Source organism: Labilibaculum manganireducens (genome assembly GCF_002843385.1).
Taxonomy (GTDB): domain Bacteria; phylum Bacteroidota; class Bacteroidia; order Bacteroidales; family Marinifilaceae; genus Labilibaculum; species Labilibaculum manganireducens.
Genome location: NZ_MVDE01000023.1, coordinates 15,899 through 40,722 on the forward strand (window position 1 = coordinate 15,899; position 24,824 = coordinate 40,722).

Sequence of the window (24,824 nt, forward strand, 5' to 3'; positions counted from 1 at the left end):
CCTCCAATAATGAATTATCTAAGATTATTTTTTACTTTTGTAAGGAATTATAACTACCATAAAAGTAGCAAATACCATACCAAAACAATATATAATGGCAAAAGTTTTAACCAGTAGAAGCGAAAATTACTCGCAATGGTATAATGACTTGGTGATCAAGGCAGATTTAGCAGAAAACTCTCCTGTAAGGGGATGTATGATTATTAAACCTTATGGCTATGCTATTTGGGAAAAGATACAGGCTCAATTGGATAAAATGTTCAAGGAGACGGGTCATCAAAATGCATATTTTCCTCTTTTAATTCCTAAATCATTTTTGAGTAAGGAAGCTGATCATGTGGAAGGTTTTGCAAAGGAATGTGCAGTGGTAACTCATTACCGTTTGAAAAATGATCCGAACGGAAAAGGAGTGATTGTTGATCCTGAAGCGAAATTGGAGGAAGAGTTAATTATTCGGCCTACTTCTGAAACGATTATTTGGAGTACTTATAAAAACTGGATTCAATCGTACCGCGACTTACCAATTCTTTGTAATCAGTGGGCGAATGTTATGCGTTGGGAAATGCGGACCCGTTTATTTTTGCGTACATCAGAATTTCTATGGCAAGAAGGCCATACGGCACATGCAACCAAAGAAGAGGCATTGATCGAGACCAAACAAATGGTTGATATTTACGGTGAATTTGCTGAAAAATGGATGTCTGTTCCTGTGTTAAAGGGACATAAAACAGAATCTGAGCGTTTTGCAGGAGCATTGGATACTTATTGTATTGAAGCCTTAATGCAGGATGGTAAAGCTCTTCAAGCTGGAACATCTCACTTTTTGGGACAGAATTTTGCAAAAGCATTTGATGTGAAATTTACTAACAAAGAAGGCAAAGAGGATTATGTTTGGGCAACTTCATGGGGTGTTTCAACCCGTTTAATGGGTGCTTTAGTTATGGCTCACTCCGATGATAATGGCTTGGTACTGCCTCCAAAACTGGCGCCAATTCAGGTTGTGATTGTACCCATTTACCGAAAAGCTGAAGAGCTGGAAAAAATATCAGAAACTATAAATCCTATTGTTGCAAAACTAAAAGCCAAAGGCATTTCAGTTAAATTCGATGATAGCGATAATCGCAAGCCGGGATGGAAATTTGCTGAATACGAATTAAAGGGTGTACCTGTTCGTTTGGCAATTGGTGCCCGCGATTTGGAGAATGGAACTATTGAGTTGGCCCGTCGTGATACCCTAACAAAAGAAACAGTTTCTATTGAAGGTGTAGAAGATTTGATTGAAAATTTAATGGAAGAAATTCAGAATAGCATTTTCCAGAAAGCATTAGATTTTAGAACAGAAAAAACGACAAAAGTAGATACTTACGAAGAGTTTAAAGAACTTTTGGAAAGCAAAACCGGATTTTTCCTTGCTCACTGGGATGGTACAGCCGAAACAGAAGAGAAAATTCAAACAGAGACTAAAGCAACTATTCGCTGTATTCCTTTCGAAGGAGATGGTGAAGAAGGTTTTTGTATGGTAACCGGTAAGCCTTCTAAGCAACGGGTGGTATTTGCAAAATCCTATTAATTAAGAAAAGTTAAATGTAAATATTATCAAACAGTCATCAGGTATCTGATGACTGTTTTTTTGTATATTTACTTTTCAATTTTAAACAATAATACAATGAATATCTTAAACACAAAAGCTGCTATACTCTCAACAATTATGGACAAAGCTTCATTAAAGCAAATTGTTTATAAAAATACCAAGGAAATATTTGAGGAATTACGGGTTGTAGTTAAAAATTTAATTGAAGAGTATAATTCAGAATTAGGCGAGGTCGATGAAAATATACTTTTATCTTTTGAAGACAAAGGAGAATTTGAATATCAAATTAAAATTGCATCTGATATTTTAGTTTTTAGTTTACATACCAATGTCTTTCAATTTAACAGAGATCATAATGTGTGGAAGCAAGCTTACGTGAAAACAGATCCTGACAATGCTTACTCAGGCATTATTAATGTCTATAATTTTTTGGCAGATTCTTTTAAATATACTCGATATGAGGATTTAGGATATTTGGTTGCCCGGATTTTTATCAACAGAGAAAAGCATTACATTGTTGAGGGGAAAAGACAATTGGGTTTGCTGCAAACGGATTTATCGGTTTCTACTGCAGATCATGATAACCTGCGAAACATTGTGGAAACTGCCATTAATTATTCTTTGAATTTCGATTTATTGGTTCCTCCATACGATAATGTGAAGATCATGTCAGTAGGACAGATGTTCGAGAAAATTCAGAATGCAAGAATACCAACGGGTAAACGATTGGGTTTTCAGTTTAAATCCGATGATGTATAACAGTTAAGATTCGCAATAAGAAAACCTGAATCAAATTCATTTTCAAACATCATTTTAGTAATATTGCAACGCTTCACCAAAAAGTTTTGGGAAGCTTTATTTGTGTATTTTTAATTATAAACACCAGATATGAGTGCCGTAATAGAAAAATTTATACGATACGTAAAATTCGATACCCAATCGGATACCGAAACCGGGTTAACTCCCAGTACACCCGGACAAATGTTTTTGGCAAAAGAATTGACCCGGGAATTGGAAGAGATGGGATTGGAAAATATTAGTCTTGACGAGAACGGATACATTATGGCTGTTCTTCCTTCCAATTTGGATCATGAAGTTCCTGCCGTAGGTTTTGTAGCTCATATGGATACAAGTCCTGATTTTTCAGGAAAACATGTGAAGCCTCAGTTTTGGGAAAACTACAATGGCGAAGATATTGTTTTGAATGAAGAAAAGAATATCGTAATGAAAGTTGCTGATTTTCCGGAATTGAAAAAATACAAAGGTCAAACGATAATAACAACGAATGGCATAACGCTGTTGGGGGCGGATGATAAAGCGGGTGTTGCAGAGATCATGACTGCGATAGAATATCTTACCGAACATCCTGAAATTAAACACGGTCCTGTTCATGTTGGCTTTACGCCTGATGAAGAAATTGGAAAAGGGGCTGATTTCTTTAATGTGAAGAAGTTTGGAGCTGAGTTTGCTTATACGCTTGATGGTGGTGAAATTGGCGAGTTGCAGTATGAGAATTTTAATGCTGCATTTGCAAAAATCAGCTTTCAGGGCCGTAATGTTCATCCAGGAATGGCGAAAGACAAAATGATTAACTCGATGTTGATTGCCAATGAATTTCTGACACGTTTACCTGAAAATGAAGTGCCCGACAAAACAGAAGGTTACGAAGGCTTTTACCATTTAATTTCGATGGCGGGAAATGTTGAGAATTCAAATCTTCAATACATTATCCGCGATTTTGAAATGAAGAAGTATGAAGGGAGAAAACAATTTGTACAATCTCTTTGTGATGAGTTTTGTGAGAAATATGGTGAGGGAAGTGTAAGTCTGGAAATAACCAATCAGTATTACAACATGCGTGAAAAAATTGAGCCGGTGAAATACATTGTTGATATTGCTGAAGAAGCAATGAAGCAAGTAGGAGTTGAGCCAATGATCATTCCAATTCGTGGAGGAACTGATGGAAGTCGCCTTTCCTATATGGGTTTACCTTGTCCGAATATATTTGCCGGCGGACATAATTTCCACGGAAGATTCGAATACGTTCCGGTAGAATCAATGGAAAAATCGGTAGAAGTAATTCTGAAAATTGTAGAATTAATTTCGAAACGATAACTGAATAAATATACAAAGAGAAAGGCAATCGTTTGGTTGCCTTTCTTATTTCATTAATTTTTCGAACATCCTTCCACCTAAAAACATGGCTTTTAAAATAGGATGAATCTCTTTTCCCAAATCGGTAAGGCTGTATTCCACTTTTGGCGGAACTTCAGGATAAACCTTACGGATCACCAAACCATCTTCTTCCAATTCTTTTAGGTTTTTGCTAAGCATTCGGTCGCTGATATCGGGCAAAAGTTTCACCAATTCGTTGTATCGCTTGGTTCCTTGTATCAGATGCAAAATGATGGTTGCTTTTCGTTTTCCTTTAACGAAATTGATAAATGTATCTATTGGACAATCTCCTTTTTTCAAAATAAAAAAGTTTTTACGTGTTGATAATCAGCAATTCCGAACAAATTGTTAGTAGCCTGCCAAAGTGTAAGTTCTTGATTAGTAATTAAAATGCTTGTAGCTTTGGTACAAGATAAGAATTAAATCAGGATAAGATATGGATACAAAAAGAGAATTTAAAGCACTGCGAATTTACGAAGAAGAGGGTAAATTCATCAGAAGGATTGAAAAACGGAAAATTGAAGATCTTCCGGAAGGAGAGGTAATTGTGAGAGTGAAGTATTCTTCTTTGAATTTTAAAGATGCACTTTCGGTATCTGGAAATAAAGGAGTGACTCGAAAATATCCGCATACACCGGGCATTGATGCGGCAGGAGTTGTGGAATATTCATCGGGTGAAAGGTTTAAAGCCGGCGATGAAGTAATTGTAACCAGCTACGATTTGGGTATGAACACCGATGGTGGTTTTGCAGAATACATTCGTGTGCCGGAGGCTTGGGTTGTGGCATTGCCAAAAGAATTGGACTTTAAACAAGCCATGATTTATGGAACTGCTGGATTTACGGCTGCTTTATCGGTGTATAGCTTGTTGTCGGCAGGACAAACTTCAAAAATGGGACCGGTAGTGGTTACAGGAGCCTTAGGTGGAGTGGGTAGTATTGCTATTAGTATATTGGTTAGTTTAGGCTTTGAAGTAATTGCAGCGACTTTCGAAAACAGTGGTGGTGAAGATGAATTACACGAATTAGGTGTTGCTAATCGCATTAGTAGTGAAATTACCGATGATCAATCGGGAAGACCATTATTGAAGCCACTTTGGGCAGGAGCCATTGATGTTATTGGTGGAAATACTTTGCATACACTTCTTAAAGCTTGCAAACCATTGGGAAATGTGACCTGTTGTGGTAATGTTGGCTCAGGAGATTTGGCAATGACGGTTTATCCATTCATTCTAAACGGCATTAGTTTAATTGGTATTGATTCTCAGAATTGCCCAATGGAATTGCGCCAAAAAGTTTGGAACAAGTTGGCTTCTGATTGGAATGTTTACAGCAACAAAGAGCAGGTTATTGAATCATCTTTAGAAGAATTGGATACTTATATTGATTTAATGTTGGCAAAGAAGAGTCGCGGGAGAGTTATTGTGAAACTTTAGTTTTTTTTAATATTAAAAGAGAAAGGGCAGCCAATTGGTTGCCTTTTTTGATTAAAACACAAATAGGCTTTATATGTCTGAGGTAAGGAGTGTTTTTAATGTGTTGTTGCAGGCAATACCAGTCAAATATTAAGCAGAAGAATAGAGATTCATAAAATAATTAATCATTTAAAAGTATTGATTATGCAAGTGATTGAAACATTGGAGTCAAGAGTTTTCAGTCTGAAAGCAACTATTTTTTTGTATCTTGCCCCCTAAATTATTGAGGAAATTAGAATGAGTTCAATTCATACAATAAGTATAGATAATTTGGGGAGGGGTAAATCCCAGCTAAAGCTTGTTGAAGAGGCTGAAAACAAAGCCGTTTTAACTCATTATCTGCATAATTATCAAAATGGTGTGAAAAAGCACTACGAAAAGGATGCTCTGTTAGCTCTAAATAATTTTTTGGAATGCGAACAGCAAAGCGATAATTCTCCTGTATTGCTGGAAAATACATTACAACAACTCTTACTTGAAGTTGAAAATGTGCCATTCCCAACTCCTGAAAATTACAAGTTTAAATTTATTGATCTTTTTGCCGGTATTGGCGGGTTTAGACTTGCATTGCAAAATGCAGGAGGGAAATGTATCTATACCAGTGAATGGAATAGTGGAGCAAAAAAAACTTACCGGGCAAATTTTGGGGAAATTCCATTTGGAGATATAACCAACGGGAAAAATAAAAATTACATTCCTGATCAATTTGATATTTTATGTGCGGGCTTTCCTTGTCAGGCATTTTCAATTGCCGGGAATCGAAAAGGTTTTGCTGATACACGGGGGACTTTATTTTTTGATGTGGAACAAATCATTGAAAGGCATCAGCCTAAGGTTGTTTTTCTGGAAAATGTTAAAAATTTGGTCTCTCACGATAAAGGAAATACGTTTAAAGTAATTCTTGAAACATTAGAAGTAAAGTTAGGATATAAAGTATTTCACAAAGTTTTAAATTCGGCAACACATGCAAATGTTCCTCAAAACAGAGAGCGGATTTTTATTGTAGCTTTTGATCCTGATCAGGTTGAAAATTATTTGAATTTTGAATTTCCCGAAGAGATTAAATTAACAAAGACCATTCATGATTTTATAGAAAAAGGGAAGCAGGATGATATTTATTATTACAAAAAGGGTCATAAATATTACCAGGAATTGGAGAGATCAATGATATCGAAAGATACCGTTTATCAGTGGCGAAGGGTTTATGTAAGAGAAAATAAAAATAATGTTTGTCCGACCTTAACTGCAAATATGGGTACCGGCGGACATAATGTGCCGCTTATTAAAGATGATTTTGGAATACGAAAACTAACTCCAAAAGAATGCTTTGCATTTCAAGGCTATCCTGTTCATGATTATATCTTGCCTAAGCTAGCAAACAGTAATTTGTATATGCAGGCAGGTAATTCGGTTACAACAAGCTTAATTGAGCGAATCGCTAAGCAAATTTGTATGGTTTTATGATATCATTTGCAGGAAAATAATTAATGAAAAAGAATACATATATTGAATTTTGCCAAGATGAATAAAGTACTTTTAAATCAATTAGTTTATTTTAAAAGAGTAAATATCCCTAAATATATAGAAGCTAATATTCAATCAATAGCACTAAAGCATCTTGAATTGCCTGATATGGGAAAATTAAGGGACAGAATGGAAGGGCAGCTATATTATAGTCGGTTAAGAGATGATATATTTTCAGAATATGCTTTTGAGAATCTTATTGGTCTGCGGAAATTTGATTGGGATAAACGAACTAAAAAAAATTACAACAGAAAAAAGTACGTTTTCGAAAATAAGACTCTGAATTTAGTTTTATTCGCGGGCGATTCGTTACCAAAATTCAGTGCTGATCATGTAAGTAATTGCATTTTTGTTCATGTTAATACTGATAGTCGTGTTCTTGTAAGTGGTTTGGCAACAAAGAGTATGATTGATGAAATGACTGTTAAACAGGATTCAAAAATAATTGAGTTTGCTGATTTTAAAGGTTTATTAGAGTACAATTCAATGGAGGAGTTAATCATGAAGATGGAATAAAATATTATTCTTATTACTTTAGTCTTTAATTGATATTTTGACAAAATACTCGTTTATATTAAGAAGGGAAATCAAAAAAAACAGGAATGAAAGAAGTTGAAAAGCTATCAGAAAGTACTAATTACAGTGCAGTTAATTTGGGTGATTTAAAAGATATAATGGATTACTCTCTAATTCATCCTGCAAGTAAAAACTTAATAGAAGGCAAAGTTTTTTTAAAAGATGCGACTAAAGCAACCGGCACTGAAATTTCATTTAATTCGCTTCCACCACAATCTGAGCAATCTTATTTTCACATTCACAGAAAAAATGAAGAAACTTATATAATCCTAAAAGGCTCCGGTTTTTTTCAAGTGGACGAAGATTGTTTTAGTATAAAAGAAGGAAGTACAATACGGGTTGCACCACAAGGGAAACGTGGTATCTGTAATTCTTCTAATGAAACAATGATATATATGGTAATTCAGTCTAAAGAAAATTCTCTGGAAGAGCATACCGTTGCCGATGGAGAAAGAGTTCCTGTTGAACCTAAATGGAGATAAAAACAAATAAGAAATTGTCTAAAGTTGGTAATGACGCGATGAAAATTCTTCGTATGCCATATTGCTGATGATAATCAGACAAAAAGCAAAAAAATATCTTCTACGCAAGATGTAGAAGCCGTCCAAACAAAAAATGATCATATTAAGTTTCAGGAAGATCTCCTTAAATTAATATTCACTTCATATCGTATTGCAGTATTTCTTCTATTTTGTAGAAGAGAAGAGATTCTATGCATCTTTTCTTTAAATTTGCCATATGCGAAAAAGGCTTACTTTCCACATATCCGACACAACAAAATTTAAAGAACAATTGCTTTTTTGGAGCAAGAAGTTTCAGTGCGTATGTATTCTTGACAGTCACGAAGTGAATTTGAAGGAGAATTCGAAAATGGAATACAATACATACGAGTTGGTTGCCGGTATCGATGCCCTTCAAATTATTGAGCCGGAGCAGAATTGCTTCGATAACCTAAAAGCTGAGATCGATTTTGCTAAAGATTGGTGGTTTGGTTATTTGGGTTATGATCTTAAAAATGAGATTGAGAATTTAAGTTCAGACAATCAGGATGGTCTGGACTTGCCGCAAATGAATTTTTTTCGTCCGCGTTGGGTGTTTCTTTTAGATGTGGATACCTTATTGGTTCATTATTTCGAAGAGGAATTTTCCGAAGAGGATATTTATAATTTGGTCATGAATATTCAGAATATATCTGTACCAAAAGAGAAAGAGGTTACTGTTGCGGAAATAAAATCCAGAATCAGCCGGGAAGAGTATTTAAAAGCTATCAGGCAATTGAAGGAGCACATCCGAATAGGTGATATTTACGAAGTCAATTTTTGTCAGGAATTTTATGCGGAGGATACTTATATCCGGCCAAGGCAAATGTTTCGAAAATTAATGAAGGTTTCGCCTACGCCATATTCATGTTTTTACCGAATGGGAGAGAAGTATTTGTTATCGGCAAGTCCGGAACGATATCTTAAAAAAGTGGGGCGGAAAATTATATCTCAACCCATTAAGGGAACGGCTAAAAGAGGTGCGAATGAAGAAGAAGATAAGTTGATTAAAGAGAATTTGTTTTCTGATGCTAAGGAGAGAGCCGAGAACATCATGATAGTGGATTTAGTTCGCAACGATTTGTCGAGAACTGCAGCAAAGGACTCTGTAATTGTTGAGGAATTGTGTGGTATTTATACATTTCCTCAGGTTCATCAAATGATTTCGACTATAGTTTCGGAGCTGAAAGAAGATGTTCATTTTGTAGAAGCAATTCGTCAGACTTTCCCTATGGGATCGATGACCGGTGCGCCAAAGGTTAGAGCCATGAAATTGATTGAGAAATACGAATCAACCAAAAGAGGACTGTTTTCCGGAGCAGTTGGTTATATCACTCCTGATGGTGATTTTGATTTTAATGTTGTAATTCGAAGTATTCAGTATAACGCAATGAATCATTACCTGTCGTTTATGGTGGGCGGGGCTATTACCATGCAGTCAAATCCTGAAAAGGAATATGAGGAATGTATGTTGAAGGCAAAAGCCATTGTAAAAGTATTAAAAGAGTAAGGGATTTTTTATCTTTAAACTTTGAGCAAAAACTCATTGGTTACAATTAAATACTATTTGATGCAACGTAAAATTGTTCGTTTTGTAGAAGAGGAAAATTTATTTTATCGCGACGAAAAAATCTTGGTTGCGGTAAGCGGAGGAGTAGATTCCGTTGTTTTGCTTGATCTTCTTTGCAAAATGGAAGTGGAGTGCGGGGTTGCTCATTGTAATTTTCATTTGCGCGACGAGGAATCAGATGGAGACTTTGAGTTTGTGAAGAATTTGGCCAAAGAGAAAGGTTTGGCGTTTTACTCGATAGATTTTGACACTAAAAAGTATGCTGCCGAGAATAAAATTTCTATCGAAATGGCAGCTCGCGACCTGCGTTACAATTGGTTTGAACAGGTAAGAGAAGTTTCTGAATACAAATACATTGCTGTTGGCCATCATGCTGATGATGTTGCAGAAACAGTGCTGATAAATTTGGCTCGCGGGACGGGGATTCATGGTTTATCGGGAATTAAACCGAAGTTGGGTAAGATTGTGCGTCCACTGCTGCCATTTCCGCGTAAGCAGTTGCTTGAGTATGCAAAAAAGCACTCTATTGATTTTCGTGAGGACAGAACAAATGCGGAAACTGATTATGTGCGGAATAAAATACGACATCAGATAATGCCTGTATTGGAGGAGATTAATCCGGCCATTCGTGCTACCATGACCGAGAATGTGCAGCGTTTTCGTGAGGTGGAGCAGATTTACAACAAGGTAATTGAACAGAACCGTTTGCACTTGGTTTTTACACGTGAGAATCAGTTGTTAATTTCAATTCCAAAGTTGAAAGAGCTTTTGGCTCCTGTGTCTCATTTGTACGAGTTGCTTTCTCCATATGGCTTTCATCATCGTGATGTTCGCAAAATTGCAGAATCTATTCATGGAATTTCCGGTAAGTTGTTTTATTCGGCAAGCCATCAATTGTTACGCGATCGGGAATATTTAATCCTTACCGAGATTTCAGAAGGGAACAATAATGAATATTTAATTGAGGCTGAGGAAGCTAAACTTAAATTACCAGTAGAGCTAAAGGTTTCGTTTTTGGATAGAACGCCCGGATTTCAATTCCCCAACAGCACTAAAATTGCCTGTTTCGATGCGAACAAACTTCAGTTCCCGCTTAAGTTGAGGAAATGGAAAGAAGGAGATTATTTTTATCCTATCGGTATGAAGGGCAAGAAGAAGATTTCCGATTTCTTTATCGATCAAAAATTCTCTCTTCAGGAGAAAGAGAACACCTGGTTGTTGTTGTCAGGCAATAAAATTGTATGGGTAGTCGGGCACCGCATGGATGATCGATTTAAGATTACAGGCAACACCACCAAGATATACCGATTGGAGTTGGAATAGCTTTTAAAAAGAACTTGTTCATTATTGAACAAGCTCTTTTGCTTAGTCTTAGTTTTAAGCCTCAACTTTTTGAAGCAAACTTTCTTTTAAATTTTTGAGTAATGCTTTTTTTACTTTGCGTGGTTTTTCAGCACTAATTTCTTCCAGAGCAATTAATGCAAGATTGCCAATTTCGAAAAGACCAACAGGATTTTTGTCGAAGTTGTAGCTGCCAATTACATACTCTAATTTTGATTTAAGTTCGTTGTATGCATCGTTTCCAGGTTTATTCAAACATTCCAATGCTTCCTGACAAACGTCTCTAAGTTCTTCATTTTTAATATCCATAGCTTTCGGGTTAAATAGTTAATATCTATCTAATTTACGAAATCATTCATTTATTAGAGTTATTTATATGTTAGCTTTTTATTTCTAATTTATATAGATCAATATTTATCTTGTCGAAATTGTTTCCGTTATTGACCAACATCGTTTGCGCTGTTGGTAAACGATGTTGTAGAGGTGGTTTTTAAGAATTTTATAGTTTGCGGGTACTTCAATTTACGAGTAAATCTGAAAAAGAGAAAGCACAGCTAATAGCCGTACTTTTCTTTAAAAGTGTTTTATAATTTTAATTTACAATGGAATGTTACCATGTTTTTTCGGTGGATTCTGTTCGCTTTTGTTTGCGCACATATCCAAAGCCTGCACCAATTTGTGGCGGGTTTGTTTGGGTTGAATAATTTCATCGATGTATCCCAGTTCTGCCGCTTTGTAAGGATTAGCAAACTTATCACGGTAATCTTCAATAGCATCTGCTCTTTCCGATTCTGTAAGTCCTTTGTGCATAATATTAACAGCTCCTTCGGCACCCATAACGGCAATTTCACCAGTAGGATAGGAGTAATTAATATCTGCACCAATGTGTTTCGAAGCCATAACATCATAAGCACCACCATATGCCTTACGGGTGATTAAAGTTATTTTTGGCACAGTGGCTTCTGCGAAAGCATATAATAGCTTAGCGCCATGCTTAATAATTCCACCAAATTCCTGAGCAGTTCCCGGAAGGAAACCAGGCACATCCACGAAAGTGATTAAAGGAATATTAAAGGCATCGCAGAAACGCACAAATCTGGCTGCCTTAACAGAGCTGTTGATATCTAAAACGCCAGCCATAAAAGCAGGATTATTAGCTACAATTCCCACGGGTTTTCCACTTAATCTGGCAAAACCAATGCATATGTTTTGTGCATATAGCGGCATTACCTCAAAAAAGTTGTGATCATCTACAACCGTCTCGATAATATCTTTGATGTTGTATGGTTTGTTGGGATCAACAGGAACCATAGTCTGAAGTTTTTCAGCTTCGCGGTGAATATTGTCTGTACAAGGCTTTATTGGCGGATCTTCCATATTGTTTGACGGAAGAAAACCAATCAGCTCACGAAGCATTATCATGGCTTGTTCGTCGTTATCGGCAGTAAAATGAGCAACACCACTTTTAGAATTGTGAGTGATTGCTCCCCCAAGTTCTTCTTTAGTTACTTCTTCGTGTGTAACTGTTTTTATTACATCGGGTCCGGTTACAAACATATAACTTGTATCCTTCACCATCATAATAAAATCGGTAAGAGCAGGAGAGTATACGGCACCGCCTGCACATGGCCCCATAATTGCTGAAATCTGCGGAATTACTCCGGAACCTCTTACGTTCTGATAAAAGATATCAGCATATCCGGCTAAACTCTGCACGCCTTCCTGAATTCGTGCTCCTCCTGAATCATTCAAACCAATAATAGGAGCGCCCATTTTCATGGCTAATTTTGTAATTTTAACAATTTTATCGGCGTTGGCACTACTCAACGAACCACCAAAAACTGTAAAGTCCTGGGCGAAAACATAAACCAAACGACTGTCGATTTTGCCATAGCCGCAAACAACACCATCGCCAAGTATTTTGTTTTTCTCCATACCAAAATCGGTAGAACGGTGCGTAACCATTTTGTCTACTTCCACGAAAGTTTCGGGATCCATAAGATCCATGATTCTCTCTCTGGCAGTTTTTTTACCACCAGCATGATGTTTTGCAATTCTATCTTGTCCGCCACCAGCTTCGGCGGCCTTATTTAATTCTTCAAACTTTTTAATTTTGTCTTCGAGTGTCAACATTTCTTTATAATTATAAATTTTGAATGATTAATTATGAATGTTATTTCAAGTTGAGGAATTCATAATTAACAACTCATAATTGTTAATTTGTAATTTAAATTAGTCAATAAATACCAAAGGTTGATTTCCATCAATGATATCCTCTTCGTGAACAAAGATTTCTTTTACAATACCATCTTTCATGGCTTTGTACTCGCTTTCCATTTTCATTGCTGACACAATAATTACGGTATCTCCCTTTTTTACTTCACTCCCCAATTCAACAGGAATCTTTACTACTTTTCCAGGCATTGGCGAGGTGATTGTGCTCTCTGCAGCTTCGAGGTTACCCGAATTTCTTGCTTGCAGATATTTGGTTTCAGCATCTATAATTTCCGCATCATAGGAATGGTAAAATGTGTTGACTGAATACTTTTTTGAAGAATCAGTTTCAATTAATTCCACATTATAGGAGCGACCTTTATATAGAACAGAGTACACGCCATTTTCAACCTGCAGCATATCCAGATTGTACTCTTTGGAGTCAACCATTATTTTGATTTGATTTCCCTCTTCGGCTAAAAGTTCAACTTTTGCCATCCGTTCGCCCAATTTTATTTCAATTGCCATTTTATTATTTTTTTGTTTGTCCTTTAGTTTTCACTTGCTCTAAACATTCCCCTTCTGCGTCCAAATTCTTTCCACTTGCTTTGCAGTGATGATTTTGGACAAATTTGAGTGCTTTTCAGTTTGTTGTGATAATTGATAAAGGCGGTAACTATGGCCAGATCTTCAAAAGATTGCTTTGCTTCATCAGGAGCAAGAAGAAAATCTTCGTTATTTTGAATAAAGTGAGTATCGTAGGTGCCTTTTCTAAAGTCAGGACAATCCATGATTTTTTCAAGATATTTGATTGAGGTTTTTACACCCGTAATTTTGTATTCGAAAAGTGCCCGTCGCATTCGTTCGATCGCTTCCTCTCTTGTTTTGGCCCAAATAATTAGTTTGGAAATCATTGGGTCGTAATGAATTGGAATTTCATATCCTTCATAAACGTAGCCATCGGTTCTAACTCCTAAGCCCATTGGTTCAGTAATGTGGGTAATCACACCCGGACTCGGCATAAAGTTATTATCGGTATCTTCCGCGTAAATTCTGCATTCGATTGCATGTCCGAACTGAAAAATATCTTCTTGTTTCATTTTCAATTCGTGTCCTTCGGCAATTAAAATTTGTTGTTTCACAAGATCATATCCGGTTACCCTTTCGGTGATAGGATGCTCGACTTGCAGTCGTGTATTCATTTCAAGGAAATAGTAGTTGTGATCATTATCTACCAGAAACTCAATGGTGCCTGCCCCATGATAATTAACAGCTTTGGCGGCCGCAACGGCATGTTCTCCCATTTGGGCTCTTAACTCAGAAGTCATCAGCGGAGAGGGCGTTTCTTCCACCACCTTCTGATGTCGTCTTTGAACGGAGCATTCTCTTTCGCAAAGATGAATTACATTGCCATGTTTGTCACCAAGGATCTGAAACTCGATGTGATGAGGAGAAGAAATGTATTTTTCGATATAAACAGCGTCATCACCAAATGATGCCATGGCTTCCGATTTTGCAGCTCTTAGTCCTTCCAGAATATTTTCTTCTTTGTCGACCATTCGCATTCCTTTTCCACCACCTCCGGCAGAAGCTTTAATCATTACCGGTAAACCAATTTCCCGAACCGTTTTAAGTATTGTCGATTCATCTTTTAGGTTTTCTTTAGTCCCCGGAACTACAGGAACACCACTCTTAATCATGGTTTGTCGAGCGGTGATTTTGTCACCCATTGTTGCAATTACTTCGGGAGTTGGACCTATAAAAATGATACCTTCTTTCTCGCAGCGTTTTGAGAATTCAGCATTTTCGCTTAAAAATCCATAACCAGGGTGAATGGCGTCAGCCTTTACCAGTTTTGCTGCGTTTATTATTTTATCCATATTTAAATAACTTTCTGCTGATGTTGCAGGTCCGATATGAATGGCCTGATCGGCATATCGCACATGCATAGATGTTCGATCGACATCGGAGTAAACAGCAACAGAAAGAATTCCCAATTCTCTGCATGATCGCATAACGCGCAGAGCAATTTCTCCTCGATTTGCAACAAGGACTTTTGAAATCTTCTTGATCATATTTTGGTCTTCGTTTAAAAGCCTGTAAAGGCTTTGTTTTTAATCAACTAATCCATCTGATAGTTAGAAAAATATTTTTCCAAAAAGAATAATATACAGCATAGATGTGTTGTAGAACATTTAAATGTAATCAAAATTTCGAAGTTTTCAAGTAATTAAATATAAAGATGTGTGTATGTGTTGATCATAAATCACACCTACTTTAATGTGATTAATTTAACTGAAAATCAGTAGTTTATAGGGGTGGTGTTTAGCAGTGTGGGAATTTCAGTTCAAAAAAATTGTAAAATGGGCGAAATCCGCCAATTATGTTGCAGAACAAGGATTGTATTTTTAAGAAATTATGGAATTTAGGCAATAATAAGGATGAAATGGAGTGGTTTTTTAGCCGTTGGCGTAAATATTATTTTTGTCAAATGAATATTTGGAACCGGAGAGGGACTTAGTTTTTGTTTTTTACCTCTCCGCCAAATTCGAAACCAAGGCTTTCCAGTTCTTTTTTTATAATTTCTAAATCGATATTATTTCCTTCTAACTGCAAAAGTTTTTGTTCCAAATTTACTTCTGCCAGAGTAATGTTTTTCATGGCTCCAATGTGTTTTTCCACACTGTTTTTACAATGATTACAGCTCATTCCATTCACTATTACCAGTTTTTTATTGACAGCTATGTCATGATCAGTTGATTTAAGCTTGTTTTTGCCGGAAATATATTTTTGTAAATAGCCGTTGATAATCAATAGAACTAATGCAATACTGCTTCCCCATCTCATCCAGTCAGGAAGCATCCAATGTCCTTCATGTGCCCCCATATGATCATGCAATGCCCCCATAGTGAACCATTCTCGTGGGAATACATTATCAATTAATAGTCCAAAAATTAATGCTCCTAAAATAATTGAGATTAAATAAGACCACATTGTTTTTTTACCGAGAACTTTATTTAGTACTGTAATGGTTGCCGCATTGGTTGCCGGACCGGCCATTAGGAATACCAAAGCGGCTCCGGGCGAAATGCCTTTCATCATTAATATAGCAGCCACAGGCACCGATGAAGTTGCACAAATATAAAGAGGAATGGAGGCCACAAGAATTACCAGCATACCAATAAAATCATTTCCAATATAAGCAGAGAAAAAGTCGTCAGGAATTAGTACTGAAATTACAGCGGCCAAAAGAAGTCCAATAATTAACCACTTCGAAATGTCCTGCAGAAAATCTACAAAAGCATATTTGAACATGGTGTAGAGTGGTGATTTTTTCTTTTTAGTTTCTGTATTGCATTCTCCATCACATCCACAGTCCGATTCTTTTTCCGTAGAGCAGCAAGAATCGGGGCTTTGTACGGGAATTGCTTTTTCATCTTTATCAAAATGATTGGTGAGCATTCCGCCAAACAGTCCGGTTAGTAATGCTATAAAGGGACGAATGATTGCAAAAGGTAAGCCTAATAAGGAATAAGTTACTAAAATTGAGTCTACACCAGTTTGGGGTGTTGAGATTAGAAATGATACAGATGAACCTTTGGAAGCACCGCTCTTATAAAATGAAATACCGGTAGGTATAACTCCGCAAGAGCACAATGGAAGTGGAATGCCCAGAAGTGCGGCATATAAAACGGATTTTCCGTTTTTCTGACCTAAATACTTGTCGATAAATTTCTGAGGAAATGCCACTTTCAAAATTCCTGCAAATAAAAAACCTAGCATTAGGTAGGGTGACATCTCGTTTAAGATATCTATAAAATCTATAAAAAACTGATTGATATATTCCATAGTTGAGCTTCTCTTTAGTATCCGAAATTCTATAAGTAAATAGCAAATCCGGAGCTTTTACAGACTCAAAAGTATTAAAATATTTGGATATATATATAAGGTATATCAGTAATAAAAGAGCTCACAGTCTAAAAATACCAATATGTAGGTATTTATGCTTATTAAGACTTAGTCTAATTTAGTCGTCGAAATAATGCTTGTTATTCGAGCAGAAAAACTAAAACCTAATTGTTTTAAACTGATGAAAAAAGGATTACTATTTGTGGCTGTGATTGCTGCATTTTTTACAACAAAAGCACAGGATGCTCAGGAACCAAAAAGTATTGGAACAACTATTTTGGACAGAGTTAAAGATGAGAAATTAAGTATTGGTGGATATGGTGAGGTTCATTACAATCAGCAAATTAGTGGTAACACTCGTTACAATGGAAATATGGATGTTCACAGAATGGTATTGTTTTTTGGATATCAATTTAATGATAAGACTTCGTTTGTTACCGAAATTGAATACGAACACGTAAAGGAGTTGTACGTTGAGCAAGCATTTCTAAACTATAATGTTCGTCCAAACACAAGTTTGAGAGCAGGTTTAATGTTGGTGCCAATGGGTATTGTAAATGAATATCACGAACCAACTACTTTTAACGGTGTGGAGCGCCCGAGTGTGGATAACAGCATTGTTCCGACTACATGGCGCGAAGTCGGAGTTGGACTTAGCGGGCGCATGCCTTCATTTCCTGTAAAGTATCAATTGTATGTAATGAATGGTTTTATGGGATACAACGGTGCAGGTGTTCTTAGAGGTTCTGATGGATTTAGAAAAGGTCGTCAGAAAGGCGCTGAATCTACATTTACATCACCTTCTTTATCTGCTAAATTGGATTACTATGGAGTAAAAGGCTTAAATATTGGTTTGGCCGGATATTTCGGAAAAACTCAGTCATCTGCCTTTAATGGATTGGATAAGAATGATGATTTTGCTGAGGAAGCTGCAGATTCAACACGTGTTGGAATAAGCATGTTTGGTATGGATGTTCGTTACAAGGTGAATGCTTTACAGTTAAAAGGTCAGTACATTCATTCTTTTATCAGTGATGTTGAAGCGTACAATGATAAAACAGGTAAGGATCTTGGAAAGCAAATGCAAGGTTACTATTTAGAGGCAGGATATGATTTATTAGATGGTAAAGAGCAGGCTTTGGTTCCATTTGTACGCTACGAAAATTATAACACACATCACAAAACGGCTGGGAATATGGTTGCAAACAAAGCTTACGACCGGGAAGAGGTATTCTTTGGAGTAAGTTATCATTTGGCAAAGGGAGCAGTGGTAAAAGCTGATTACCAAATGTCTAAAGATGGTAATGATGTGAAAAATAATTTTGTGAATTTTGGTGTAGGCGTTTGGTTCTAGTACTAACGCAATTAAAATATTTTACTTCAAGGCATTTTGGGTTTCCATTGTGCTTTGAGGTTTTTCAAGTAAAGGAGATTTGTTGATGAAAAGATGGATAAATATTATTCAGCTGGTAGTTGTTTTTGTTTTGATTCATGGAACATTTACTGCAAATGCAAGTGAATTCCCTAAATCCATACAGAAAAAAATAGATAAAGAAGTTCAAAAAATATTCCCCGTTGAAAATTTGATAATGGATGATATTGACAATCTAAATCTGGATGCTTTTAATTGTGAAGGGGTAAGGGATTTACATTTGAGTACACTAAAGAAGGCGGATAAATTAATGGGTTTTGCTTGTTTTGCGTCATCAAAAGGGAAGAATGATTTTTTCGATTATATGGTTCTGTTCAATGAAAATCTCGAAATTCAAAAAGTAGTGGTACTTATTTACAGATCTTCCTATGGCGGCGAAATTATGGCTAAATCGTGGTTGAAGCAGTTTATTGGAAAAATAGGAGGAGAGGAGATGGAATTTGGAAAAGATATTGATGGGATTTCCGGAGCCACAATTTCAGCTCCGGCAATGGCTAAAGGTGTAAAAACTATTAGTCTGCTTTTAAGTCAGCTAAAAGCTAAAGGGGAAATCTAAGCTGGAAAAAATAAATGCTCGATTAAAATTCGTATTCCAATAAGAATTAGAACTATACCGCCGATTGTTTCAAATCGATGACTCATTTCACTACCAATCTTTTTACCCAGCAACATTCCAAGCATAGAAACAATGAATGTTATTATGCCTATTATAATTGCTGGAAACCAAATAACAACATCAATAAGAGCAAGGCTTAAACCTACCACCAAAGCATCTATACTTGTTGCTACAGAAATTCCTATAAGTACCAGCAATTTTAACGGGTTAAAAGAGCAATCTTTTTCTTTGGCAGTTATACTTTCATAAATCATTTTACTTCCCATTCCTGCAAGCAGAATAAAGGCTGCCCAATGATCAAAATCTTTGATTAAATCCTTTAACTCCCATCCGGTATACCATCCTATAATTGGCATTCCTCCCTGAAAAACAGCAAGAAAAACAGCAATTTTAACAGCTTGAAAAAAATGGATTTTTTTAATAGCCAATCCACTGCAAACCGAAGCAGCAAATGAATCAACAGAAAGTCCAAGGGCAAGAAGAAGAATGCTTAATAATTCCATGTAATCGTATTTTTTGGACTGCAAAGATATGTGCTTCGTATTTAAGAGTCGTAAAAAAAGCAATTTCCGGAAAAGAAATTGCTTATTTAAAAGTATTCTAAAAAACTAAGCCGATTTTAAGGAGAAAATGAATTTACTCCCTTTATTTTCTTCACTTTCAACCCAAATTTCGCCACCGTTTTTCTTCACAAATTCTTTACAGAGAATAAGGCCCAGACCACTTCCGGTTTCTTCCTTAGTGCCATTAGTTGTAAAGTTACAATCCAATCGAAAAAGTTTATCCTGATTGTTTTTACTAATTCCGATACCATTATCTTTTACCGAAAGATGAATAAAATCACCATCTAATACAGAAGACAGGAATATTTCGCCATTTTCATCTGTGAATTTTAATGCGTTGCTAATTAGGTTTCTAATTATGGTGTTTACCATGTTTATATCACCAAATGCTACCGTGTTGGGTTGTATATCTGAAAATAATTTTATTGATTTATCTGCAGCTTTTAATTTGAAAAGAGCAAGATTGGATTGAATTAATTCGTATAAATTAATTTGAGTTGGTGTAAATTCAAGTATTCCACGTTGATCATTAGCCCATTGCAAAAGATTTTCAAGTAGTGTAAATAAACTGTTCGCAGATTCATTAATGTTGGCATTATACTCTTCTATGAGCTCTAAATTTTTTCCTTTCTCTACTTCCGATTTTATCAGTTCCGAAAATCCTAATATGGCGTTAAAAGGTGATCTTAAATCATGTGCAATTATTGAAAAGAACTTATCTTTTGTAGCATTCATGATTTTTAATTTGGAATTGGAATCTTCCAATTTGCCGTTTATAATTTTAATTTGATTGTTTATCTTAATTTTAGAGCGAAAAAGGATAATTATTAGAAGGATAACAGCAAGCGCTAAGAAAGAGAAAATATAAAGGTATTTCGCTCTCATTTTTTCTTGTTCCAGTTTTTCTTGAGTAAATTGGTTTTTCACTCTTAAAATTTCATTCTCCTTCTCTTTTTTTTCAGAATCAAACTGCGTTTGAAGTTCAACTATTTTCTCTGTTCTTGATTTTTGTTGTATGCTATCCTTAAGAGAGTTGTATGCTATCATGGAGGAATAGGCTTTTTGGTATTTCCCTGTTTTATTGTAATATTCAGCAAGGAGCTTCAATAAATCACTTCTTTTACCTTTTGTCTTTAATTTCTTAGTTAAAGAAATTCCTTCTTCAAGATACTTATATGCCTGATTAAAATTACCCAAACTTAGGTGAACCTGAGTTAAAGTTTCAAGATTATAAATAATTTCAGTTTCAAGATGTAATTGACGATTGGTAGATAATGATTCGCGCAGGAATACAATTGCCTTATCTGTATTCCCCATTTTAAAATAATTTTCACCAATATTATTCAGACACAATGCAATGTCTGCCTTATTATTTGCCTTTTTATCGATATCAAGACTTTTCTCGTAAAACAGTAATGCTTTATTGTAATCTGAATCGTTCTGGTATATAATTGCTAAATTATTATAAAGAACGGATAGAGTGTCATCATCCTTTAGCTCTATCGCGATTTCCATGGCTTGATTGTAATAGGATATTGCCTTCTTCCTTTGATTCTCATCGGAATAAATATTGGCCATGTTAATGAGAAGACTTAGTCTGGTATCATTGTCGTACTTTACCTCTTCAAATTTAAGCGCTTCTACATATTTACTCAGCGCTAATTCTAAATCGCCTCTTTCATAGTATATTTCCCCGAGTCCGATAAGATTATTAATTTTATTTTTGTTATTCTTGATTGCTTCGCATATTTCCAAAGATTTATTGTATTGGATGATTGCGCTGTCGTATTTGCTGGCTAATACATAATAGTACCCTAAACAGGAATGTACTCTGCCAATACTTAAAGAATCATTTATTATATATGCGATTGATTTGGCTTCATCAATGACTTCTTTCGCATTTGTCAGATCTCTGCTCACAGAATAATTGTAAAAACATTCAATCTGCGAATTGATGATCAATTTTTGGTTATTACTCTTTATAGATAGTTGCAGCGCTTTATCTGAAAAATAAATTGCACTATCAGTTTTTACCGTATAGTACGTCCTTGATTTGGTCAGATATTGTTCTATCTTAATACTATCCTGATTCTTTACGCCATCTGAAACTCTATTTGCAAATAGAGCATTGGAGAAAGAAATAAAAAAAAGCAAAGCAAGTGGTAGGGGAAATTGCATTGTGGTTTTGAATCTTAAGTTTGGATGCTATTATTAAATTAGATTGTTTTTAATTGTTTGGTTAAGGTTTTATTTGTTGATATTATTTATTCTTAATTGTCTAATAATGAGTCGAAATATAGTAATATTAATTAGAATAAACTTGGTTGAAATAATAGTATTATTATTTTGATAGATGACAAACGGAATGTATTAGACACTTTGTTTTTTTTTTGTAAAAAAACGTTTTGAATTGGATAAAGATTGTGATTAATACGTAACCAATTTCTAATATTTTTTTTGATAATAGATCGGTTTAGGCGAAATTGCCCCAGAGACTTTATGCCTTTAATTGTTGGCGTTTAAGTACTTTGCGAAAAGAAAATAAGCCGGAATGCTTTATTGATGTGTAAATTGATTTGGAATGACAGAAAATAAATTATTTAGACGAATTCTGAATTGATAATTCATACAACGGAAACAATTTGCAAGAAAAAATGAATTGCTTTTTTACAGATACTTAATTGTATCGAAATATTTTTTCAGGAAAAAATATTCACACTCAAATTCTTAATTACAGACGTTACTTTCCTTCATCTGCAGTATTTGTAAACGAAGCTAAGATACCATCAAATTGTTTAGAGTTTTAATTTTGAATATCTCTTCCTGTAATACTAAAGAATAATGTTTTGGCTGATATCTAATGCGGTTACAGAATGGGTGAGAGCACCAATTGAAATAAAGTCTACTCCCGTTTTGGAAACTCCGGCAATCCTCTCCAAATTCATATTTCCAGATGCTTCAACCAAAGCTTTGCCATTAATGAAGTCAACAGCTTCTTTCATTAATTCATTACTCATATTATCGAGCATGATGATATCTGCACCTGCAGCAACAGCTTCTTTAACTTCATTTAAGTTTGTTGTTTCTACCTCCACTTTAATATCCGAAGGAATTGCTTTACGAACCTGTTCAACAGCGGAGGTAATGCTGCCGGCAATCTTAATGTGATTGTCTTTAATCATTACCATATCATATAAACCAATGCGATGATTGGTTCCTCCGCCCATTTTAACTGCATATTTGTCGAATGTCCGTAAGCCGGGAACTGTTTTTCTTGTATCCAGTATTTTCACCTTTGTCCCTTTAGCTTCGGCAACATATTTAGCTGTTTCGGTAGCAATACCCGACATTCTTTGCAGTAAATTTAAGGCTAGTCTTTCGCCGGTTAAAAGGGCCCTGAATGTTCCTTTTATTTCAAGAATAACGTCTCCTTTTGATACCCGGTCACCATCTTTAATTTTTGGATTCCATTTTAAATTTGCATCCAATTTACGAAACACCATTTCGGCAATATCCAAACCTGCAACTATACCATCAGCTTTTGCCGTCATACTTGCAGTCGCGGATGTATTTTCGGGGACTATATTATTTGTGGTAATGTCACCACTTCCTATATCTTCCTGAAAAGCATGATTAATGATGAGTTCAATTTCCTGAACGTTGAATCCTGATTCTTTCATATTTGATAATTTAATCTTGAGATCGATGATCTACAGGAACAAAATAAATTTCTTTATTAATTTGTTGAATCGAGTGGGTAAGGAATCTTGATTTTTCTTTTGGGAAATCTTCTCTGTAATGACCTCCGCGACTCTCTTGTCTTGCCAATGCTGCAGTGGTTAGCAGATGACATACTTTTATAAGGTTTTGCAAACGAACGCTGTAATATTCATAAGCTTCAAAAGGAAAACTATTTTCGATTGATTCTAAAAGTGAAATAACTTCCGTTAATTCTGTATGGTTTCGTACTATTCCTGCCTTTAAATTCATCTCATTTGCAATTTCATTGCAATGATTTAGGAATGATTGTTCCAGATCTGCATTAATATGCAGTTCGGTCTTATTTAAGGGAAACGGATCGGTAAGCAAATTAGTTTCCCTGGCATGATCGACAGCTCTCTTGCCAAAAACCAAACACTCAAGCAATGAGTTTGAAGCAAGTCTGTTGGCACCCATAACTCCTGATGAAGCTAATTCCCCACAAGCATACAGTCTCGATATATTGGTTTCAGCGTGTATTCCGGTTTTAATTCCTCCAACCATATAATGCGCTGCGGGAGCAATCGGAATTTCCTGAGTCATATCAACACCTGAAGATTCGCAATTTTTATTAATAGACGGGAAACGATTTTTTATTTTCTCTCCATCAAGATGTTTAAGGTTAAGAATCACATGATTGCTTCCGCTTTGTTTCATCTGATTGAAAATGGACCGGGCAACAATATCGCGGGGAGCTAATTCGGCTAACGGATGAATTGCCGGCATGAATCGTTCTCCTTTTGAATTTAAAAGATGAGCACCTTCACCGCGAACAGCTTCGCTAATCAGAAAAGTATATCCTTCCTTAGAATAAAAAGAACTGGGATGAAACTGAATGAATTCCATATCAGCTATTTCGGCACCGGCCTTATAAGCCAGGTTGATTCCATCACCAACCGTAGTGTGCGGGTTTGTTGTTCTTTGATAGACCGCAGAAGCTCCGCCCGAAGCAAGAATCGTATTCTTAGCTTCAATTAGGAGATTGGTATTGTCGGTGATATTGTAGCTTTTTGCTCCGGCGCAAATTTTATTTTCAACAAGCAATTCAAAAACCATATGGTTTTCAAATATCTCAATGTTGGGATTGTTCACTACTTGTTTAATCAAAAAAAGAGTCATTTCTTTTCCTGTTGAATCACCACCGGCATGAAGTATCCGCCTTCGGTGATGCCCTCCTTCAAGTCCCAAAGCCAGTTTGCCGTTCTCTTTATCGAATTGCATGCCCAAATCGATTATGTCCTGAATACGATCCGGCCCCTCGTTAACGAGAATTTCCACAGGAATAAGGTCACACAAACCACGGCCGGCGGTTAAAGTATCTTCTAAATGATATTGAGGGAAATCTTCAGGATCGGTTACAGCAGCAATGCCTCCCTGCGCATAGTATGAATTGCTAACATCAATCTTCGACTTAGTTAAAATGGCAACTTTCCCAAAGCGGGAAGCATAGTAGGCCGAATATAAACCAGCCAATCCACTTCCGATTACTAAATAATCGAACTTTTTGTGTAGCATTATTAAAAATCTTGGTTCGTGCGAAA

Annotated in this window: 21 protein-coding genes; 11 read left to right on the top strand and 10 right to left on the bottom strand. The window is 35.9% G+C overall.

All coding sequences use genetic code 11. The features are described 5' to 3' along the window. The first annotated feature begins 94 nt into the window (after positions 1 to 94). From proS to pepT, 3 genes are all read left to right on the top strand, one after another. The gene (gene proS / locus BZG01_RS14410) at positions 95 to 1,570 is read left to right on the top strand and encodes a proline--tRNA ligase (protein ID WP_101310546.1); all 1,476 of its coding nucleotides are present in this window, start codon (positions 95 to 97) and stop codon (positions 1,568 to 1,570) included. 96 nt (positions 1,571 to 1,666) lie between these two features. Beyond that, positions 1,667 to 2,350 carry a hypothetical protein gene (locus BZG01_RS14415; protein WP_101310547.1) on the top strand — a complete coding sequence of 228 codons (684 nt, stop codon included), beginning with the start codon at positions 1,667 to 1,669 and terminating at the stop codon, positions 2,348 to 2,350. A gap of 129 nt (positions 2,351 to 2,479) precedes the next feature. Beyond that, positions 2,480 to 3,706, top strand: coding sequence for a peptidase T (gene pepT, locus BZG01_RS14420; protein WP_101310548.1), 1,227 nt, complete (start codon positions 2,480 to 2,482; stop codon positions 3,704 to 3,706). 45 nt (positions 3,707 to 3,751) lie between these two features. Here pepT and BZG01_RS14425 read toward each other — a convergent pair whose 3' ends face one another. After that, entirely contained in the window at positions 3,752 to 4,066 is a 315-nt protein-coding gene (locus tag BZG01_RS14425; RefSeq protein WP_101310549.1) for a winged helix-turn-helix transcriptional regulator, read from the bottom strand. Positions 4,067 to 4,202: 136 nt separating this feature from the next. On the opposite strand from BZG01_RS14425, the gene BZG01_RS14430 reads away from it, so the two are divergent. From BZG01_RS14430 to tilS, 6 genes are all read left to right on the top strand, one after another. Then, on the top strand, positions 4,203 to 5,201 hold the full coding sequence (locus BZG01_RS14430; protein WP_101310550.1) for a YhdH/YhfP family quinone oxidoreductase: 999 nt from the start codon (positions 4,203 to 4,205) through the stop codon (positions 5,199 to 5,201). A 276-nt stretch (positions 5,202 to 5,477) separates the two neighbouring features. Next, a complete protein-coding gene (locus BZG01_RS14435; protein WP_101310551.1) occupies positions 5,478 to 6,704 on the top strand; it encodes a DNA cytosine methyltransferase in 1,227 nt (408 codons plus the stop codon). 57 nt (positions 6,705 to 6,761) lie between these two features. Continuing rightward, the gene (locus BZG01_RS14440; protein WP_101310552.1) at positions 6,762 to 7,280 is read left to right on the top strand and encodes a hypothetical protein; all 519 of its coding nucleotides are present in this window, start codon (positions 6,762 to 6,764) and stop codon (positions 7,278 to 7,280) included. Between the two features lie 86 nt (positions 7,281 to 7,366). After that, on the top strand, positions 7,367 to 7,822 hold the full coding sequence (locus BZG01_RS14445; protein ID WP_101310553.1) for a cupin domain-containing protein: 456 nt from the start codon (positions 7,367 to 7,369) through the stop codon (positions 7,820 to 7,822). Positions 7,823 to 8,078: 256 nt separating this feature from the next. Continuing rightward, positions 8,079 to 9,389 carry an aminodeoxychorismate synthase component I gene (gene pabB / locus BZG01_RS14450; RefSeq protein WP_101310554.1) on the top strand — a complete coding sequence of 437 codons (1,311 nt, stop codon included), beginning with the start codon at positions 8,079 to 8,081 and terminating at the stop codon, positions 9,387 to 9,389. Positions 9,390 to 9,449: 60 nt separating this feature from the next. After that, positions 9,450 to 10,772, top strand: a complete 1,323-nt coding sequence (gene tilS, locus BZG01_RS14455; protein ID WP_101310555.1) for a tRNA lysidine(34) synthetase TilS — start codon at positions 9,450 to 9,452, stop codon at positions 10,770 to 10,772. A gap of 54 nt (positions 10,773 to 10,826) precedes the next feature. Here the strand turns inward: tilS and BZG01_RS14460 are convergent, their stop codons facing one another. The 5 genes from BZG01_RS14460 to BZG01_RS14480 form a co-directional block, all read right to left on the bottom strand. After that, entirely contained in the window at positions 10,827 to 11,099 is a 273-nt protein-coding gene (locus BZG01_RS14460; RefSeq protein ID WP_101310556.1) for a hypothetical protein, read from the bottom strand. A 288-nt stretch (positions 11,100 to 11,387) separates the two neighbouring features. Then, positions 11,388 to 12,923 (bottom strand): acyl-CoA carboxylase subunit beta, encoded by a 1,536-nt coding sequence (locus BZG01_RS14465; protein WP_101310557.1) that lies wholly within the window; start codon positions 12,921 to 12,923, stop codon positions 11,388 to 11,390. A gap of 99 nt (positions 12,924 to 13,022) precedes the next feature. Next, positions 13,023 to 13,532, bottom strand: coding sequence for a biotin/lipoyl-containing protein (locus BZG01_RS14470; RefSeq protein ID WP_101310558.1), 510 nt, complete (start codon positions 13,530 to 13,532; stop codon positions 13,023 to 13,025). 23 nt (positions 13,533 to 13,555) lie between these two features. Then, positions 13,556 to 15,079, bottom strand: a complete 1,524-nt coding sequence (gene accC / locus BZG01_RS14475; protein WP_101310559.1) for an acetyl-CoA carboxylase biotin carboxylase subunit — start codon at positions 15,077 to 15,079, stop codon at positions 13,556 to 13,558. A gap of 442 nt (positions 15,080 to 15,521) precedes the next feature. Further along, positions 15,522 to 16,853: an SO_0444 family Cu/Zn efflux transporter gene (locus BZG01_RS14480; RefSeq protein ID WP_101310560.1), complete on the bottom strand. Its 1,332-nt coding sequence runs from the start codon at positions 16,851 to 16,853 to the stop codon at positions 15,522 to 15,524. Positions 16,854 to 17,094: 241 nt separating this feature from the next. Between BZG01_RS14480 and BZG01_RS14485 the strand changes: the two genes are divergently transcribed. Together BZG01_RS14485 and BZG01_RS14490 are read left to right on the top strand one after the other, a co-directional pair. Then, the gene (locus BZG01_RS14485; RefSeq protein WP_101310589.1) at positions 17,095 to 18,267 is read left to right on the top strand and encodes a porin family protein; all 1,173 of its coding nucleotides are present in this window, start codon (positions 17,095 to 17,097) and stop codon (positions 18,265 to 18,267) included. Positions 18,268 to 18,352: 85 nt separating this feature from the next. Then, a complete protein-coding gene (locus BZG01_RS14490; protein WP_101310561.1) occupies positions 18,353 to 18,901 on the top strand; it encodes an FMN-binding protein in 549 nt (182 codons plus the stop codon). Here the strand turns inward: BZG01_RS14490 and BZG01_RS14495 are convergent. From BZG01_RS14495 to nadB, 4 genes are all read right to left on the bottom strand, one after another. Next, positions 18,898 to 19,464, bottom strand: a complete 567-nt coding sequence (locus BZG01_RS14495; protein ID WP_101310562.1) for a manganese efflux pump MntP — start codon at positions 19,462 to 19,464, stop codon at positions 18,898 to 18,900. The two genes, BZG01_RS14490 and BZG01_RS14495, sit on opposite strands and share 4 nt — an antisense overlap. Positions 19,465 to 19,569: 105 nt before the next feature. Next, on the bottom strand, positions 19,570 to 21,702 hold the full coding sequence (locus tag BZG01_RS14500; RefSeq protein WP_101310563.1) for a tetratricopeptide repeat-containing sensor histidine kinase: 2,133 nt from the start codon (positions 21,700 to 21,702) through the stop codon (positions 19,570 to 19,572). Positions 21,703 to 22,355: 653 nt separating this feature from the next. Continuing rightward, complete coding sequence (nadC, locus tag BZG01_RS14505) at positions 22,356 to 23,204, bottom strand: carboxylating nicotinate-nucleotide diphosphorylase (RefSeq protein WP_101310564.1); 849 nt, start codon at positions 23,202 to 23,204, stop codon at positions 22,356 to 22,358. Positions 23,205 to 23,214: 10 nt separating this feature from the next. Further along, a complete protein-coding gene (gene nadB / locus BZG01_RS14510; RefSeq protein WP_101310565.1) occupies positions 23,215 to 24,798 on the bottom strand; it encodes an L-aspartate oxidase in 1,584 nt (527 codons plus the stop codon). Between the last annotated feature and the right edge of the window lie 26 nt (positions 24,799 to 24,824).

Excerpts from the sequence above, each read along its gene's own strand:
- proS (WP_101310546.1), top strand. The coding sequence starts at position 95 with ATGGCAAAAGTTTTAACCAGTAGAAGCGAAAATTACTCGCAATGGTAT.
- BZG01_RS14415 (WP_101310547.1), top strand. The coding sequence starts at position 1,667 with ATGAATATCTTAAACACAAAAGCTGCTATACTCTCAACAATTATGGAC.
- pepT (WP_101310548.1), top strand. The coding sequence starts at position 2,480 with ATGAGTGCCGTAATAGAAAAATTTATACGATACGTAAAATTCGATACC.
- BZG01_RS14430 (WP_101310550.1), top strand. The coding sequence starts at position 4,203 with ATGGATACAAAAAGAGAATTTAAAGCACTGCGAATTTACGAAGAAGAG.
- BZG01_RS14435 (WP_101310551.1), top strand. The coding sequence starts at position 5,478 with ATGAGTTCAATTCATACAATAAGTATAGATAATTTGGGGAGGGGTAAA.
- BZG01_RS14440 (WP_101310552.1), top strand. The coding sequence starts at position 6,762 with ATGAATAAAGTACTTTTAAATCAATTAGTTTATTTTAAAAGAGTAAAT.
- BZG01_RS14445 (WP_101310553.1), top strand. The coding sequence starts at position 7,367 with ATGAAAGAAGTTGAAAAGCTATCAGAAAGTACTAATTACAGTGCAGTT.
- pabB (WP_101310554.1), top strand. The coding sequence starts at position 8,079 with ATGCGAAAAAGGCTTACTTTCCACATATCCGACACAACAAAATTTAAA.
- tilS (WP_101310555.1), top strand. The coding sequence starts at position 9,450 with ATGCAACGTAAAATTGTTCGTTTTGTAGAAGAGGAAAATTTATTTTAT.
- BZG01_RS14460 (WP_101310556.1), bottom strand. The coding sequence starts at position 11,099 with ATGGATATTAAAAATGAAGAACTTAGAGACGTTTGTCAGGAAGCATTG.
- BZG01_RS14465 (WP_101310557.1), bottom strand. The coding sequence starts at position 12,923 with ATGTTGACACTCGAAGACAAAATTAAAAAGTTTGAAGAATTAAATAAG.
- BZG01_RS14470 (WP_101310558.1), bottom strand. The coding sequence starts at position 13,532 with ATGGCAATTGAAATAAAATTGGGCGAACGGATGGCAAAAGTTGAACTT.
- accC (WP_101310559.1), bottom strand. The coding sequence starts at position 15,079 with ATGATCAAGAAGATTTCAAAAGTCCTTGTTGCAAATCGAGGAGAAATT.
- BZG01_RS14480 (WP_101310560.1), bottom strand. The coding sequence starts at position 16,853 with ATGGAATATATCAATCAGTTTTTTATAGATTTTATAGATATCTTAAAC.
- BZG01_RS14485 (WP_101310589.1), top strand. The coding sequence starts at position 17,095 with ATGAAAAAAGGATTACTATTTGTGGCTGTGATTGCTGCATTTTTTACA.
- BZG01_RS14490 (WP_101310561.1), top strand. The coding sequence starts at position 18,353 with ATGAAAAGATGGATAAATATTATTCAGCTGGTAGTTGTTTTTGTTTTG.
- BZG01_RS14495 (WP_101310562.1), bottom strand. The coding sequence starts at position 19,464 with ATGGAATTATTAAGCATTCTTCTTCTTGCCCTTGGACTTTCTGTTGAT.
- BZG01_RS14500 (WP_101310563.1), bottom strand. The coding sequence starts at position 21,702 with ATGCAATTTCCCCTACCACTTGCTTTGCTTTTTTTTATTTCTTTCTCC.
- nadC (WP_101310564.1), bottom strand. The coding sequence starts at position 23,204 with ATGAAAGAATCAGGATTCAACGTTCAGGAAATTGAACTCATCATTAAT.
- nadB (WP_101310565.1), bottom strand. The coding sequence starts at position 24,798 with ATGCTACACAAAAAGTTCGATTATTTAGTAATCGGAAGTGGATTGGCT.